Origin of the sequence: Cellulophaga geojensis KL-A (assembly GCF_000568425.1) — a bacterium.
GTDB classification, from domain to species: domain Bacteria; phylum Bacteroidota; class Bacteroidia; order Flavobacteriales; family Flavobacteriaceae; genus Cellulophaga; species Cellulophaga lytica.
On sequence record NZ_ARZX01000001.1, the window covers coordinates 303,422 to 319,748 of the forward strand.

At 32.8% G+C, this 16,327-nt stretch carries 17 protein-coding genes; 8 read left to right on the forward strand and 9 right to left on the reverse strand.

The window, feature by feature from the left end:
* Window positions 1-50: 50 nt before the first annotated feature.
* Window positions 51-1,028, reverse strand: a complete 978-nt coding sequence (locus KLA_RS01400; protein WP_034643077.1) for a pyruvate dehydrogenase complex E1 component subunit beta — start codon at window positions 1,026-1,028, stop codon at window positions 51-53.
* 169 nt (window positions 1,029-1,197) lie between these two features.
* On the opposite strand from KLA_RS01400, the gene KLA_RS01405 reads away from it, so the two are divergent.
* From KLA_RS01405 to KLA_RS01430, 6 genes are all read left to right on the forward strand, one after another.
* A complete protein-coding gene (locus KLA_RS01405) occupies window positions 1,198-1,944 on the forward strand; it encodes an electron transfer flavoprotein subunit beta/FixA family protein (RefSeq protein ID WP_013621522.1) in 747 nt (248 codons plus the stop codon).
* A 2-nt stretch (window positions 1,945-1,946) separates the two neighbouring features.
* Window positions 1,947-2,915 carry an electron transfer flavoprotein subunit alpha/FixB family protein gene (locus KLA_RS01410; RefSeq protein ID WP_034643080.1) on the forward strand — a complete coding sequence of 323 codons (969 nt, stop codon included), beginning with the start codon at window positions 1,947-1,949 and terminating at the stop codon, window positions 2,913-2,915.
* Between the two features lie 91 nt (window positions 2,916-3,006).
* The gene (locus KLA_RS01415; protein WP_013621520.1) at window positions 3,007-3,639 is read left to right on the forward strand and encodes a bifunctional nuclease family protein; all 633 of its coding nucleotides are present in this window, start codon (window positions 3,007-3,009) and stop codon (window positions 3,637-3,639) included.
* Window positions 3,584-5,152, forward strand: coding sequence for a NupC/NupG family nucleoside CNT transporter (locus KLA_RS01420; RefSeq protein WP_235183508.1), 1,569 nt, complete (start codon window positions 3,584-3,586; stop codon window positions 5,150-5,152). Before KLA_RS01415 ends, KLA_RS01420 begins: the two co-directional genes overlap by 56 nt.
* A 149-nt stretch (window positions 5,153-5,301) precedes the next feature.
* Complete coding sequence (locus KLA_RS01425) at window positions 5,302-6,126, forward strand: thymidylate synthase (RefSeq protein ID WP_013621518.1); 825 nt, start codon at window positions 5,302-5,304, stop codon at window positions 6,124-6,126.
* 18 nt (window positions 6,127-6,144) lie between these two features.
* A complete protein-coding gene (locus KLA_RS01430) occupies window positions 6,145-6,642 on the forward strand; it encodes a dihydrofolate reductase (protein WP_013621517.1) in 498 nt (165 codons plus the stop codon).
* Between the two features lie 7 nt (window positions 6,643-6,649).
* On the opposite strand, the gene murI is transcribed toward KLA_RS01430, so the two are convergent.
* The 8 genes from murI to KLA_RS01470 form a co-directional block, all read right to left on the reverse strand.
* Window positions 6,650-7,441: a glutamate racemase gene (gene murI, locus KLA_RS01435; RefSeq protein WP_034643083.1), complete on the reverse strand. Its 792-nt coding sequence runs from the start codon at window positions 7,439-7,441 to the stop codon at window positions 6,650-6,652.
* A 95-nt stretch (window positions 7,442-7,536) separates the two neighbouring features.
* Window positions 7,537-8,046 carry an OmpH family outer membrane protein gene (locus KLA_RS01440; protein ID WP_013621515.1) on the reverse strand — a complete coding sequence of 170 codons (510 nt, stop codon included), beginning with the start codon at window positions 8,044-8,046 and terminating at the stop codon, window positions 7,537-7,539.
* A 56-nt stretch (window positions 8,047-8,102) separates the two neighbouring features.
* A complete protein-coding gene (locus KLA_RS01445) occupies window positions 8,103-8,888 on the reverse strand; it encodes an OmpH family outer membrane protein (protein ID WP_034643085.1) in 786 nt (261 codons plus the stop codon).
* 101 nt (window positions 8,889-8,989) lie between these two features.
* Complete coding sequence (locus KLA_RS01450) at window positions 8,990-11,611, reverse strand: outer membrane protein assembly factor (RefSeq protein WP_034643087.1); 2,622 nt, start codon at window positions 11,609-11,611, stop codon at window positions 8,990-8,992.
* Window positions 11,583-12,323 (reverse strand): isoprenyl transferase, encoded by a 741-nt coding sequence (locus KLA_RS01455; RefSeq protein WP_013621512.1) that lies wholly within the window; start codon window positions 12,321-12,323, stop codon window positions 11,583-11,585. The genes KLA_RS01450 and KLA_RS01455 overlap by 29 nt, the downstream gene beginning before the upstream one ends.
* Before the next feature lie 9 nt (window positions 12,324-12,332).
* The gene (locus KLA_RS01460) at window positions 12,333-13,028 is read right to left on the reverse strand and encodes a DUF6089 family protein (protein WP_013621511.1); all 696 of its coding nucleotides are present in this window, start codon (window positions 13,026-13,028) and stop codon (window positions 12,333-12,335) included.
* Window positions 13,029-13,145: 117 nt separating this feature from the next.
* On the reverse strand, window positions 13,146-14,027 hold the full coding sequence (locus KLA_RS01465) for an NAD kinase (protein WP_013621510.1): 882 nt from the start codon (window positions 14,025-14,027) through the stop codon (window positions 13,146-13,148).
* A 4-nt stretch (window positions 14,028-14,031) separates the two neighbouring features.
* Entirely contained in the window at window positions 14,032-14,688 is a 657-nt protein-coding gene (locus KLA_RS01470; RefSeq protein ID WP_013621509.1) for a CBS domain-containing protein, read from the reverse strand.
* A gap of 147 nt (window positions 14,689-14,835) precedes the next feature.
* Here KLA_RS01470 and KLA_RS01475 point away from each other — a divergent pair, with 147 nt between their 5' ends.
* Together KLA_RS01475 and KLA_RS01480 are read left to right on the forward strand one after the other, a co-directional pair.
* On the forward strand, window positions 14,836-15,549 hold the full coding sequence (locus tag KLA_RS01475; protein WP_013621508.1) for a pyridoxine 5'-phosphate synthase: 714 nt from the start codon (window positions 14,836-14,838) through the stop codon (window positions 15,547-15,549).
* Window positions 15,549-16,319 carry an alpha/beta fold hydrolase gene (locus KLA_RS01480; RefSeq protein ID WP_034643090.1) on the forward strand — a complete coding sequence of 257 codons (771 nt, stop codon included), beginning with the start codon at window positions 15,549-15,551 and terminating at the stop codon, window positions 16,317-16,319. The genes KLA_RS01475 and KLA_RS01480 overlap by 1 nt, the downstream gene beginning before the upstream one ends.
* The last annotated feature ends 8 nt before the right edge of the window (window positions 16,320-16,327 follow it).

Consider the following 16,327-nt stretch of genomic DNA (forward strand, 5'->3'; position numbering starts at 1 on the left):
AAGCCTTGCCATAATAGACAAAGCTTTAGTTCTTTAGCAAAACTAAAATTTTATTTATACAATACCTTTTTTACTGCCTTAACAACATCTTGGTGATTAGGCAACCACTCTTCTAATAAAACAGGAGAGTAAGGTGCAGGTGTATCTGCGGTATTAATTCTTTCTACAGGAGCATCTAAATAATCAAACGCATTAGACTGTATGTGATATGTAATCTCTGTAGCAACATTACCAAAAGGCCAAGCCTCTTCTAACACTACTAATCTATTTGTTTTTTTAACTGATTTTAAAACTGCATCGTAATCTAAAGGTTTTACAGTTCTTAAATCTATAATTTCACAGCTTATACCTTCTTTTGCCAACTCATCTGCAGCAGTGTAAGCTTCTTTTATAATTTTACCAAAAGATACTATAGTAACATCTGTACCTTCTCTTTTAATATCTGCAACACCTAAAGGCAATGTGTATTCTCCTTCTGGCACTTCTCCTTTATCTCCATACATTTGTTCTGACTCCATAAAAATTACAGGATCATCATCTTGTATAGCAGCTTTTAATAAGCCTTTTGCATCCATAGGATTAGATGGCACAACAACTTTTAAACCAGGACAGTTTGCAAACCAGCTCTCAAAAGCTTGTGAGTGTGTTGCTGCTAACTGACCTGCAGAAGCAGTAGGACCACGAAAAACAATAGGACAATTAAATTGCCCACCAGACATTTGTCTAATTTTTGCAGCATTATTAATAATCTGGTCTATACCAACCAAAGAAAAGTTAAATGTCATAAACTCAACTATAGGTCTATTTCCGTTCATTGCAGAACCAATAGCAATACCAGCAAAGCCTAATTCAGAAATTGGAGTATCTATTACTCTTTTAGCACCAAATTCATCTAACATACCTTTAGATGCTTTGTAAGCACCATTATACTCAGCTACTTCTTCACCCATCAAATAGATAGATTCATCTTTTCGCATCTCTTCAGACATAGCCTCAGCAATAGCCTCTCTAAACTGTAATGTTTTCATTTATGTGGAATAAATTATTATAATCGATAAAAACGCTAGCAAAAATAGGAAATAATCTTTCAATTACAGTTAACATACTGGCAAAAAAACGATAAAATTTATTATGCATGCATAGTAAATTACAAATTTTATTGGTATCTTAGCCAAGTTATTATAAAATTGATAAAAGATGAAAATATTAGTCTGCATAAGTAACGTACCAGACACTACTTCTAAAATTAACTTTACAGAAGGAGATACTAAGTTTGATACAAACGGTGTACAATTTGTAATTAATCCAAATGATGAATTTGGTCTTACAAGAGCAATGTGGTTTAAAGAAAAACAAGGAGCAACTGTACATGTTGTGAACGTTGGTACCGCAACAACAGAACCTACAATAAGAAAAGCATTAGCAATAGGTGCTGATGAAGCAATACGTGTTAACGCAGAACCTACTGATGGTTTTTTTGTAGCACAACAATTAGCCGAAGTAATTAAAAACGGAAGTTACGACCTAGTAATTGCTGGTCGTGAGTCTATTGACTACAACGGTGGTATGGTACCAGGTATGATTGCTACCTTATTAGATATGAACTTTGTAAATACTTGTACTGGTTTAGAGATTGATGGTGATACTGTTACCGCAACTAGAGAAATAGATGGTGGTAAAGAAAAAATAAGCACTTCATTACCTTTAGTTATCGGAGGCCAAAAAGGTTTAGTTGAAGAAAGCGATTTAAGAATACCTAATATGAGAGGTATAATGATGGCTCGTAAAAAAGCTTTAACAGTAGTAGAACCAACTGATGCAACTAGCGCTACAAATGATGTAAGTTTTGATAAGCCTGCAGCTAAAGGTGCTGTTAAATTAGTTGATGCAGATAATATAGACGAGTTAATTAACCTATTACATAACGAAGCAAAAGCAATCTAATTATGTCAGTTTTAGTATATACAGAATCAGAAAACGGAAAATTTAAAAAGAGTGCTTTTGAAGTAGCTTCTTACGCTTACGCAGTAGCACAACAATTAGGTACAACTGTTACCGCTGTGTCTTTTAACGCAGATAACAATGAAACCCTAGGTAACTATGGCGTTACTAAAGTGTTAAATGTTAGTAATGACTCTCTAAAAACTTTTAATGCAAAAGCATATGCACACGCATTAACAGAAGCAGCAGAGAAAGAAACAGCTAAGGTTATTATTATTGGATCTAGTACAGATAGCAAATTTTTAGCTCCTATTGTAGCTGCTAAATTAAAAGCTGGCTACGCACCAAATGTGGTAGAAGCACCAGAAAGTACTTCTCCTTTAAAAGTAAAAAGAACAGTATTTAGCAACAAAGGTTTTGCACACACAACTATAGACACAGATGTTAAAGTTATAGGTGTATCTAATAATGCTTTTGGAGCTAAAGAAAATACGATTTCTGCAAGTGTAGAAGATTTTTCTCCTGCAATTACAGATGCAGACTTTTCTACAAAATCTATAGAAATAGACAAAGTTGTTGGTAAAGCTACAATTGCAGATGCAGATGTGGTAGTATCTGGCGGTAGAGGATTAAAAGGTCCAGAAAACTGGGGAATGATTGAAGAGTTAGCAGACGTTCTTGGCGCTGCAACAGCTTGTTCTAAACCAGTATCAGATTTAGGATGGAGACCTCACAGTGAACACGTAGGCCAAACAGGTAAACCAGTTGCTAGTAATTTATACATTGCCATTGGTATTTCTGGGGCAATACAACACTTAGCAGGTATTAGCGCTTCTAAAGTAAAAGTAGTTATAAATACAGACCCAGAAGCACCTTTCTTTAAGGCAGCAGATTACGGTATTGTTGGCGATGCTTTTGAGGTGGTTCCTACCTTAATCGAAAAATTAAAAGAATTTAAAGCCCAAAACGCTTAATTTTTTATAAATTGTGCCCATACTAAAGGGCTGTTTAAATACAAGGTAAACCCTTTTATTTAAACAGCCCTTAGTAATTTTAAAAGTTTATATGAGTTTAGTACGATTAAAAATAAAAGGAATTTCTTATAGCCAAACGCAAAATGGCGCCTACGCACTTATACTTAATGAAGTAGAGGGCGACAGAAAACTACCTATTGTTATTGGTGCTTTTGAAGCACAATCTATTGCTATTGCACTAGAAAAAGAAATTAAGCCACCAAGACCACTAACCCACGATCTTTTTAAAAATTTTGCAGATAGATTTGCCATTGTTATTAAACAAGTAATTATACACAAGTTAGTAGACGGCGTATTTTATTCTAGTATTATTTGTGAAAGAGATATGGTAGAAGAAATTATTGACGCCAGAACTAGTGATGCTATTGCATTAGCACTTCGTTTTGATGCACCTATATTTACCTACAAAACCATTCTGGATAAAGCTGGTATTTTCTTGAAATTTTCATCTAAAGAAGAGGATGAAGACAAAGACAAAGATGATAGTATAATGGTTGATGAAATTCTACAAGAAGGTGAAACTGTAGAAATAGAATCTAACCCTTCTGATGCTTACAGAGAATTAAATTTAAGTGAGCTACATGAAGAACTTAACAAAGCAGTAGCCAATGAAGATTATGAAAAGGCTGCTAAACTACGAGATGAAATCTCAAAAAGAAAATAACACTTACACAAAATTTATTATGAAAAAAAGTTACTGGATTTTCCTATTTGCTTTTTTTGTTATATTTCCATCTATAGCACAAGACTCTATACCTGCACAAGCAGCTGTAGAAACCATACAAACCACAATAGACAGTAACACCACCATAAAGCCCATTATAGACAATGCAGGATTTTCCGTTAGCAGTTTATTAAGAGGACTTTTAGGTATGGCTGTTTTAATACTAATAGCCTTTTTATTTAGTTCAAACCGTAAAGCTATTAATTGGAAGACGGTTGGTATTGGTTTAGGTTTACAACTTATAATTGCTGTTGGCGTACTAAAAATTGAATTTATTGCTGTTGTTTTTGATAGCATAGGTAAAGTTTTTGTTAGCATACTTGATTTTACAACTAAAGGGAGTAAATTTTTATTTGAAGGATTAGTAACAGATATGGATAAATTTGGTTTCATATTTGCCTTTCAAGTGTTACCTACTATCATCTTTTTCTCTGCCTTAACTTCTGTATTGTTTTACTTAGGAATAATTCAACGTGTTGTAAAAGCATTAGCCAAGCTACTAACAAAGACACTAGGTATATCTGGCGCAGAAAGTTTATCTGTAGCTGGTAACATATTTTTAGGCCAGACTGAAGCTCCACTATTAATAAAAGCTTATTTAGAAAAAATGAATAAGTCTGAAATTTTATTAGTTATGGTTGGCGGTATGGCAACTGTAGCTGGTGCTGTTTTAGCTGCTTATATTGGTTTTTTAGGAGGAAATGATCCTGTACTTAGATTAGAATTTGCCAAGCACTTATTAGCTGCTTCTGTAATGGCTGCTCCTGGCGCTATTGTAATTTCTAAAATCTTATACCCACAGACTGAAAAAGTTGACACAAATGTACACGTTTCACAAGACAAAATAGGTGCTAATATTTTAGATGCTATTGCAAACGGAACAACTGAAGGTCTAAAATTAGCTGTAAATGTTGGCGCAATGCTTTTAGTATTTGTTGCCCTTATCGCAATGGTTAATGGAGTTTTAAGTTTTGCTGCAAGCTTTGATGGTATTACAATAAAATCCTTAGACATATCTTGGCATTTTACATCACTAAATAGCATAATTAGCAACAATACTCAATATAAAGGTTTATCGTTAGAATTTATTTTAGGTTACATTTTTGCTCCATTAATGTGGTTAATTGGTGTTGCCAAAGAAGACATTATGCTTATGGGACAATTGCTAGGTGTTAAATTGGCTGCAAGCGAATTTATTGGATACAAACAATTAGCAGAACTAAAAAACATTGCCTCTAATCCACATTTTACTTACAATAAGTCTATTTTAATGGCTACCTATATGCTTTGTGGCTTTGCCAACTTTGCTTCAATTGGTATACAAATAGGTGGTATTGGATCTTTAGCTCCTAACCAAAGAAAAACATTATCAGAACTTGGACTTAAAGCTGTACTAGGCGGTTCTATAGCTTCATTACTTTCTGCTACTATTGCAGGAATGATATTAGGCTAACACCAAAACATAACAAATTTACAAACTAGTTAATAAGTTTTGGATATATGATTAAATCATTATTCAAAACTTATTAGGCTATTACTTATTTTTACATAAGACTAAACAATTTCTGTTTGCACTAAACAGAAGAAAGATGCTGCTTTAAAATGAAACAATATCACGACTTACTTAAACACGTACAAGAAACAGGCAACCAAAAAGGAGACCGTACAGGCACCGGAACAATAAGTGTTTTTGGATACCAAATGCGATTTGACCTTAGCAAAGGCTTTCCTATGGTTACCACAAAAAAACTGCATTTAAAATCTATCATTCACGAATTACTATGGTTTTTAAAGGGCGATACAAATATTGCTTACCTACAAGAAAACGGAGTTCGTATTTGGAATGAATGGGCAGATGAAAACGGAGATTTGGGTCCTGTTTACGGGCACCAATGGCGTAATTGGAATAGTGAAGATATTGATCAAATTAAAGAGGTAATTGAAACACTAAAAAACAATCCTAACAGCAGAAGAATGCTAGTTACAGCTTGGAATCCTAGTGTTTTACCAGACACCTCTGTTTCTTTCTCTGAAAATGTAGCAAATGGTAAAGCAGCACTACCTCCTTGTCACGCATTTTTTCAATTTTATGTGGCAGATGGTAAATTATCATGTCAGTTATACCAAAGAAGTGCAGATATTTTTTTAGGAGTCCCTTTTAATATTGCTTCTTATGCCTTATTTACAATGATGATGGCACAAGTTTGCGGTTATGAAGCAGGAGACTTTATTCATACGTTTGGAGACGCACACATATACAACAATCATTTAGAGCAAGTAGAATTACAATTAAGTAGAGAACCAAGGGCTTTACCTAAAATGATTATTAATCCTGATGTGAAAAATATTTTTGATTTTACTTTTGATGATTTTACATTAGAAGGTTATGATCCACACCCACACATTAAAGGAAAGGTAGCTATATAATTATCTAAATTACAAGTTGTGCAAAAAATAATTGCTATTGCTGCTGCGGCAGAAAACAATGCCTTAGGAAAAGACAATGATTTGCTTTGGCACTTGCCAGATGACTTTAAACGTTTTAAAAAAATCACTACAGGCAACCCAATTGTTATGGGCAGAAAAACTTTTGAGAGCTTCCCCAAACCCCTTCCTAACAGAAAGCATATAGTTATTACAAGAGACAAAAACTACACTATTAATTATAGCAATTGTGTGGTTGTACACTCTTTAGAGGACGCGTTAAAGGCCACCCAACAAGAAGAAACAGTGTTTATAATTGGCGGCGGAGAAATTTACAAGCTAGCTTTAGAGTACACGCAAAAAATAGAACTTACAAGGGTACACGCGACTTTTGACGCCGACACATTTTTTCCTGAACTAAATAAAGAAAATTGGGAAGTGGTTTTTGAAGAATACCACCCAAAAGATGAAAAACACAAATTAGATTTTACATATTTAACATATGTACGCAAATGCTAAATAGATTTTAAAAATCTAAATACGCAACATTTACAGTAGCTTTAGCACCCTTTAAAAAAGATCTTAGAATAGACACATCTGCATTTGTGTAAAATTTATGTGAAGAGGCTACATTATCCCTATTTAACAAATTTTTTCTTTCTAGAATAGCTTTTGTTTGCCTCGCAACAGCCTCTCCAGAATCAATAATATTAACATGTGCAGGCAATAATTCTTTTAACACAGGTATTAAATAAGGGTAATGAGTACAACCCAAAACAAGGTAATCTATATTCTGCTCTAGCATAGGCTCCAAAAATGTTTTTAATAAATCTTTTGCCTCTACAGAAGTAGCCTTTCCAGATTCTATTAAAGGAACCAACCCCTCTCCTTCTTTCTCTATTATTTTAATGCCTTCTGCGTGGTTTTTAACAGTACTATGAAACAAACTACTAGACAATGTTCCTTTTGTAGCCAAAACACCTACAGTTTTAGAATTAGACTGCAATACAGCAGGTTTTATAGCTGGCTCTATGCCTATGAACGAAACATTAGTGTAAGTTTCTCTTAAATACGTAATTGCATTAGTTGTAGCAGTATTACAAGCAACCACAATTATTTTACAGTTGTGTTGTAGTAAAAGCTCAGTGTTTTTTATACTAAGCCTTAAAATGTCTTCTGGTGACTTTTTCCCGTAGGGTGCATTAGCACTATCAGCTAAATAAATTGTATTTTCTAAAGGAAGTAATTTATGAATTTCTTTCCAAATAGAAGTACCACCAACTCCTGAGTCAAAAACACCAATAGGATTGTTTTGCATTACAAACTATAATTTTTTAAAAACTAAATATACCACAAAGAAACAAAAAAGGCTGTGCAAATAGCACAGCCTTTATAATAAACTAATATGGTTTATTAGAAGTTTAATTCTTTTTTAACGTCAGCTAAAAGATCTTTACCTTTTGCTACAAGAACACCAGCACCAGGGCTAGCATCAATAACGTAATCATAACCTTGAGCAGCTGCTACTTTTTCTATAGCTTTCATTGCAGACTCCTGTATTGGAGCTAACAACTCTTGTTGCTTTTTTTGCAATTCTTGTTGTGCAGCTTGTTGTGCAGTTTGAATTGTTTTTTGGTAAGTCATTATTTCTTGCTCTCTTTTAGCATTCTCTTCTGCAGTTTTAGAAGCCGCTTCATTTTGGTACTGTGTAGCCTTATTTCTAGCTTCTGTCATACTTGCTTGTATATCTGCACCTAGAGTTTCATTTAATTTTTTTAATTCTGCATCAGCTTGCTTCATTGCAGGCATCTCTTGTAACAACTGTTGTACATTAATATGCGCAACTTTAGACTGTGCGTTTACAAATGCTGTTGTAGCTACAAATAATACAAATGCTACTGCTATTTTCTTTAAATGTTTCATAATAGTAATTGAATGTTAATTTAAGTATTTAGTTAATTTTAGTGTATAGACTTTTATTAATTATCGTCTTTTTCTTCTTTGGTTTTCTTCTGTTTAGCTGCTTTTTCTTCTAATAACTTTTTTCTTCTAGCCTCGTAAGCCTTTTTACGTTCTTCTCTTAATTTTAATTGTTCTGCCCTCTTTTCTTCTGCACTTTTTGCTCTTGCCGCATCTGCTTCTTTAGCTTGCTCTTGTCTAATTCTTAAAGCTTCTGTAATTGGCTTCTCTTCCTCTTCATCTTCAAACCTACTTCTAGCACTTTTTTTAGGGGCACTAATTTTTCTGGTTCTAGAAATTGCTCTAAGCACCAACTCACTAATGTCATTTCTTTTCTCTGCATACAACATTACAACATCTGCAGATTTATCAAAAATAAAATCGTAATTTTTATTCTTTCCTATTTTTTGCACCTCACTAAAAACTTGGTCTTGTATTGGCTGCACCAATCTTAATTTTTGCATTACCAAATCTCCTTGAGGACCAAACCTGTCTTGTTGGTATTGTAGCATTTCTTTTTCTAACAAAGAAATTTCCTCTTCTCGCTCTTCAATTAACTCATTAGTTAATAAAACTTTTTCAGCAAGTAAGGTTTGCCTCATATCATAAATCTGCTTTTTCTCACCTTCTATTTCTAGTTTCCATTTTTCAACTTTACTAGCAAGTTGCTCTGTAGCCTCTCTGTATTCTTCTACATTTTCTAAAATGTATTCCATATCTACATAGGCTACCCTAACTCCCCTTTGGGCAAAAATACTAGTTGACAATAGCAACGTAGTTAAAATTAAAAGAACTTTTGTTTTCATTTTGTTTATCGTTTTAATACATAGAAAATATCGTGCCAAAAATATTAATTACCTAAAAACAAGCTTATTAACATATGGTAAATTAGAAATATTCTTTGTAATTAAAACTGCTGACCAATGATGAAGTGTGTTTGCCATCCACTTGGTTCAGTAGAGGTTGGCAAGTTATCCTTGTCAAACCCATAACCAAAGTCAATTCCCAATAGACCAAAAGCTGGCATAAATATGCGCAACCCTACTCCGGCCGATCGTTTTATTTCAAACGGATTAAATTCAGTAAAATTGCTGAAAGAGTTACCTCCTTCTAAAAATCCTAATGCATAAATAGATGCAGAAGGCTTTAATGTTATAGGATATCTAAGTTCCATAGAGAATTTATTGTAAACCACACCACCTTCTTGTTCGTTAGTACTTTCAATTACCGGCGTTAAAGATTGGTTTTCATATCCTCTTAATTGTATTGTTTCTCTTCCGTCTAAAGTAAAGTTACCTAAACCATCACCTCCAACAAAATAACGCTCAAAAGGAACATTACCTATATCATTATTATAATTACCCAAGAAACCAAACTCTGCATTAGAACGTAAAACTAAATCTCCTGTTAAAGTTGTATACCAATCTCCTTTAAAACTAGCTTTATAAAATTCTAACCACTTAAATCTGTCTTCCTCAATTTCTTCTAAACGAGTTTGCTCATAAGCTGTTAAATTTCTTGTAGTACGCGCCTCTTGCAACTCATCACTTTCCTCTTTTAACCCTTTGTAATCTTTATCTGAAAATAATGAATAAGGTGGTGTTGCTTTAAATTTAAACTGGAAACTAGATCCACCACGTGGAAATATTTTACCACCTGCTAAAGATTCTCTAGACAAACCAAATGTGTAAGAAAATGCATTTGCAGAACCGTTACCAAAATTAAACAAACCTATATTGTAATCTTTAAAGTCATACAATTGATATGCTAAAGAGTGCGATGCAACAAAAAAGTCATCTGGCCACTTTAATCTTTTTGCTAAACCTACAGAAATACTAGATATTGAAAACTGTCTCTTTTTATCTACTTCATTTTCCTGGTAGTCATAAGCAAATTGTTGGGTTCTAGATAAAGACATATTAAATTGTACAGGTTTTTTACCTCCCAACCAAGGTTCAGAGAAATTAAAACTATATACTCTGTAAGTTCTACTTGCTTGCAATCTTATAGAAAATGTTTGTCCGTCTCCCATTGGCACAGGAACATAAGCATCTTTATTAAAAATATTTTTTAATGAAAAGTTACTAAATGACAACCCTAACGTACCAATAAAACCACCGCCACCGTAGCCACCTTGTAATTCTATTTGACTAGAGCCAGCTTCTAAAACACTATAGTTAATATCTACAGTACCAGCATCTGGGTTAGGGTTAAGAACATCTGGCTTAATACTTTCTGCATCAAAATAACCAAGAGCCCCTAACTCTCTAATACTTCTAATTATATCTGCTTTGTTATATTTTTGACCAGGTCTTGTTCTTAATTCTCTAAAAATTACGTGGTCATTAGTTTTATCGTTTCCTGTAACTGTTACATGATCTAAAAACGTTTCTTTCCCTTCTATAATTCTTATTTCAAAATTAATAGTATCATTTTCTGCAGAAACCTCTACTGGGTTAATTGTAGAAAACATATATCCATTGTTTTGATACAGGCTACTTAGGTCATTTGGATCTGGTTTTGTATTATCAGAAATTCTCTCCTTAAGTAAAACACCATTATAAGTATCTCCTTTTTTAATACCTAAAGCTCTACTTAAAATAGCATCTGGATAAACGGTGTTACCAACAAAATCTATATCTCCAAAGTAGTACTTATTACCTTCTTCTACCTTAATATTAATTTTAATATTATTTTCGTTAACATTAGTAATAGTATCAGAAATTACTCTTGCATCTCTGTAACCACTTTCTGCATACTTTTCTATTAATGTTGTTAAATCATTTTTATAGTCTTCCTCTATGTATTTAGATTTTTTCCAAAAACGATAAAATTTCTTTTTCTTGGTCTTTTTAAGTGCTTTACGTAATTTTTTTGCAGACATTTCTTCATTACCATCAAAAGTAATGTCACTAATTTTTACTTTTTCACCTTTTTTAATATTAATAACCATTTTTTGAGCATTGGTTTCTGATGTATCTACAGCAGTAGCAATGTTTACTTTAGTGTTTAAGTACCCTTGTTTTTTGTACTTATTTTTTAAGTAATTCTCTGTGTTATTAATAAGACTTTGTGTTATTTTCTTGCCTTTCTTAAGGTCTGTGTCATTTATTATATCTGCTACTTTACGTTTTTTAACTCCGTAAACAGTAACATCTGTAAGCGTAGGACGCTCTACTATATTAAGTTCTAAAAAAACTTCTTCTCCTTTAATGTCTGTGATATAAAAATTAATATCACTAAAAAGCTCTAAAGCCCATAGCTTATTAATTACAGCACTAATTTCTTCTCCTGGAAGTGTAATTGGTTGTCCAACCCTAAGACCGGTAAACGTTATTACAGTTTGCTCATTATAGCTTTTTACGCCTGTAATTTCTAAGCCACCTAAAATATACTTTTTACCATCTTCATAAGATGTTTCTTGCCCATAAGCAATAAGGTTAGTAAAAAGAAAAAGGATGGTAATAATAGAACCAAAAGTAATGGTTCTTTTGGTTGTGTTAGTTGAGTTGTTCGCTAGTTTTTCCAAATCTTCGTTCTCTGTTCTGATAATTTTTAATTGCGTCTACTAAATGATGTTCTTTAAAGTCTGGCCAAAGAACATCTGTAAAGTACAGCTCTGCATACGCTATTTGCCAAAGTAAAAAATTACTTATACGGTGTTCACCGCTAGTTCTTATAAGTAAATCTACGTCTGGTAAATTTTGCGTGTAAAGATGGTTATTAATAATGATTTCATCAATATTTTCGGGAGAAATTATATTATTTTTAACTTTGATACTAATTTCCTGAACAGCTGTTCTAATCTCATCCCTAGAACCATAGCTTAGTGCCAATGTTAGTGTCATACCAGTGTTTGCCGAGGTTTTTGACATAACATTCTTTAGCTCTTCACCTGCTTTTGCTGGCAATAAACTTAAGTTGCCTATTGCATTAAGTTTTATGTTATTTTTGTTAAGAGTTTTAACTTCTTTCTTTAATGAAGACACCAAAATACGCATAAGCGTATCTACTTCTAACTTAGGTCTATTCCAATTTTCTGTAGAAAAAGTATACAATGTTAAGTAGCCCACGCCCAATTTAGCACAATTTTCTACCACTTTACGTACAGTTTTCACTCCATTTTCATGGCCAAAAATACGTAGTTTACCTTTTTGCTTTGCCCATCTGCCATTACCATCCATAATAATGGCTAAATGATCTGGTATATTTTCTTTATTTAAATCTTCTATAGTATCCATAAGTATAATTTACTCAAAACAATCTGAGCACGGTTTTCTACCAAAGGTGTAAGTTAGTGTAAAACCTGAAAAAACATACCAATCATCACTAAAAATATTTCCAAATTTAGGATCTATAAGGGTTGCAACGTTTGCTTTTTCTGGATTACTAGCGTCTAAATTGTCTGTAAACGTGTATCTAGCACCTATTTCGGCGCCTAAGATAAAAAATTGATTTAATCTATACTTTAAACCAACTGTCATTGGAATAGCAAAATCTCCTTCACGCTGATCTAAATCTTGCAGAAAACCAACTTCAAAGTAATTATAATCATACCTAAAATAGGTAACACCTGTGTATAAATAAGGAGTAAAAGCCGGACCTAATTTATGTAAATTGTACTCTACAAAATTAACTTCTAAACCTGCAGAGAACTCTGTAATAGTGTTCTCCATTTTTAATTGTCTTTTTTGTCTGTAAGCTAAGTCGGACTTTAAATCATCTGCAACAAACTTACCATGAAGTATACTAGCACGCCAAGCATAACGTTTACTTTTATTCCATTTAAAAATACCACCGTAAGCAAATCCGCTTGGACTTATATAATTGGTTCTACCAACGTCGCCAATATTATTTAAACCACCTGTTAGCACACCAACTTCATAAGTTTGCGCGCTGGCGTTGCCTAAAATAAAAAATAATAGAATAGCAATAAATATTCTCATAAATCCTAAAAGTTTGCAAATATAATAATATTAGATTTTAGTAGAATCCTAATTATTACACCTCTGTTCTCTTCATTGAATAACAGTTTTATAGCACATTTATTGTTTAACAGACAATTAATTACGCTTATCTTCTCCCCACAAAAGTTTATTGCGTAGGGTTTTTAAAAAGCTTTCTGATGTGTACTCAATTAACTTAACAGTAAAGTCTGCTTTTTTTACAGTAATCTCTGTTCCGTTCTCTAATGTTACTATTCTAGAATCTAAAGAAAGTAAATGGTTTTTTTCTCTGCCAGACACTTTTAATTTCACCACAGTATTATCTGAAATAACCAGTGGTCTTGCATTTAAATTATGAGGTGCTATAGGTGTTATTACTAAAGATTTTGCAGTAGGTGTAATTACAGGGCCTCCACAACTTAAAGAGTATCCTGTAGAACCGGTTGGTGTAGAAACTATTAAACCATCTGCCCAGTACGAGTTTAAATACTCGTTATTTAAAGAGGTCTCTACAGTAATCATAGATGTGGTATCTTTTCTACTTACAGTAACCTCATTAAGAGCAAAATTAATAGCATTAAATTCTGGTATATTTACATTAGATGTTACCGCCACCAAACTCCTGTCTACAATAGTATAATCTTTAGCAACAAACTCTTGCACTACTTTTTTTACATCTTCTTTTTTAAAGGTTGACAAAAACCCTAGTCGCCCTGTGTTTACTCCTACAATTGGTATGCCTAAATCTTTTACAAAGGTAATGGCACGCAATATTGTACCGTCTCCTCCAAAACTCACAAACATATCAAAAGAAGCGTCTAAACCACTATTTTCTGTAAAAATTGAAAAATCTTCAATTTCTTTTGAGGCTGTTACAAAATTGTAAAAATCTTTTTCAAAACTAATATTGGCATTATGTAGTTTTAACTCGCTTAAAAGTTCACATACATAATCTACAGTATCATCATTATAAGTTTGTCCGTAAATGGCAACTTTCATACACTTATACGTTTAGGTATTTGTCTAAATAATTAGAACGCTCTTTTAAATCTTGCAGAAAAAGATCATCATCATTACCAAATAAAATACTATAGTTGTAACGCCTAAAAGATTGTGTAATTTCATTTAAATTGGCAGAAGTAATTTTTAATGTAATTTGCACAACATCATTTTCTATTTCAGTAATAAAAGCACCGTACAATTTTGCATTGTTACTTTCTACAATTTGCGCTACTTCGCTAAAAGAATAATCAGACATTCCTTTTGCTACAACCAAAATACCACCTGGTTCTGTAAAAAAAGGTGTTCCAATAAACAAAGCTACAATATCTGTTAAATCATAATAACCAACAAAGGCTTCGTTTTTATCTAAAACAGGTAAAATATTAGCATCATTTTTAGAAAAAACTTCTAAAACATCTAACCATGATGTATCTGAGTTTACTGTAAAATTTTCTAATTGATATTTGTAATCTTCAATTTTTTTGCCTTTTTCAAAAGATTTAAAATCATTTTCGGCAATCATACCTATCAATCTATTATCATCTACAACTGCAACATGTGAAAAAGTAGTTGTTTTAAAAAAACGAATTACCTCTTCCATACTGTCATTTATAGAGAATGTAGGAATTGTTGTTAATATGTTAGACTGTATCTGCATAGCTTAAAATATTACTGCAAATTAATAATAATTTTTTCGACCAAGGTTATAAATACCAAGGCATTTAATAAAAATAAAAAACCTTAACAAAGTAATAACAAAAGCTATTCCTTATTTGTATTTTTGCACTAGCTAAATAAAATAAAAATGACAAAATTAAGCGTAAACGTAAATAAAATTGCCACTTTAAGAAACTCTAGAGGAGGCAATGTACCTAATTTATGTAAAGTAGCAACAGATATAGAGTCTTTTGGAGCAGAAGGCATAACTATACATCCAAGACCAGATGAAAGGCATATTAGATACCAAGATGCGCGAGATTTAAAAAAGATTGTTACCACAGAATTTAATATAGAAGGCAACCCTATTAAAAAGTTTGTAGATTTAGTGTTAGAAACACAACCTACACAAGTAACTTTGGTGCCAGACGCTGTAGATGCTATTACAAGTAACGCTGGCTGGGACACAATAAAGCATAAAGATTTTTTAAAAGATGTTATTGCAACTTTTAAAGCCCATAATATTAGAACATCTATTTTTGTAAATGCAGATTTAAAAATGGTTGAAGGTGCTGCTGAAACAGGCACAGACCGTATTGAGCTATACACAGAAAGCTATGCTGATGCTTACGCTGAAGGCAATAAAAATGGCGTACAACCATTTACAGATGCTGCAATTTTAGCTCACAAATTAAACTTAGGCATAAATGCTGGTCATGATTTAAGTTTAGACAACATTGCGTTTTTTAAAGAAAAAGTACCGCATTTATTAGAAGTTTCTATTGGCCACGCATTAATTAGCGAATCGCTTTACCTTGGGCTAGAAAATGTTGTAAATATGTACTTAAACAAACTAAAATAATGCCAACACTACATTCTAAAATACTTGGAGAAGGACAACCTTTGCTAATTTTACACGGATTTTTAGGAATGTCTAACAATTGGAAAACCCTAGGCAATAAATATGCAGAGGAAGGCTTACAAGTACATTTAATAGACCAGCGCAACCACGGTAAAAGTTTTCACTCTACCGAGTTTAATTATGACATTCTTGCAAACGACATTAAACAATACATTACAGAGCATAATTTACAAAACTGTATTGTTCTTGGCCATTCTATGGGTGGTAAAACAGCTATGCAATTGGCCTGTAGCTATCCAGAATTGGTTAACAAATTACTAATTGCAGACATAGCACCAAAGTTTTACCCACCACACCATCATGAAATAATTAATGGTTTAAAAGCATTAGATCTTAACACCACTAGCTCTAGAACAGAAGCTAGTAATGAGTTAGCTAAACACATATCTAATGCAGGTGTACGTCAATTTTTATTAAAAAATTTATATTGGGTAGAAAAAGGAAAATTAGGCTTTAGGTTTAACTTAGACGTTTTAGCAGAACGTATGGAACAAATTGGAGAAAACATAGATGCTTCTGCCACATACAACAAACCAACATTGTTTTTAAGAGGCGATAAATCTGAGTATATATCTCCGTTAGATACAGATGTTATAAAAACACATTTTCCAAATGCAGACATACAAACTATAACCAATGCCGGGCATTGGTTACACGCAGAAAACCCTAAAGAATTCTTAGAAAAATCGCTTACCTTTATAAAAAGTTAATTTAAAAA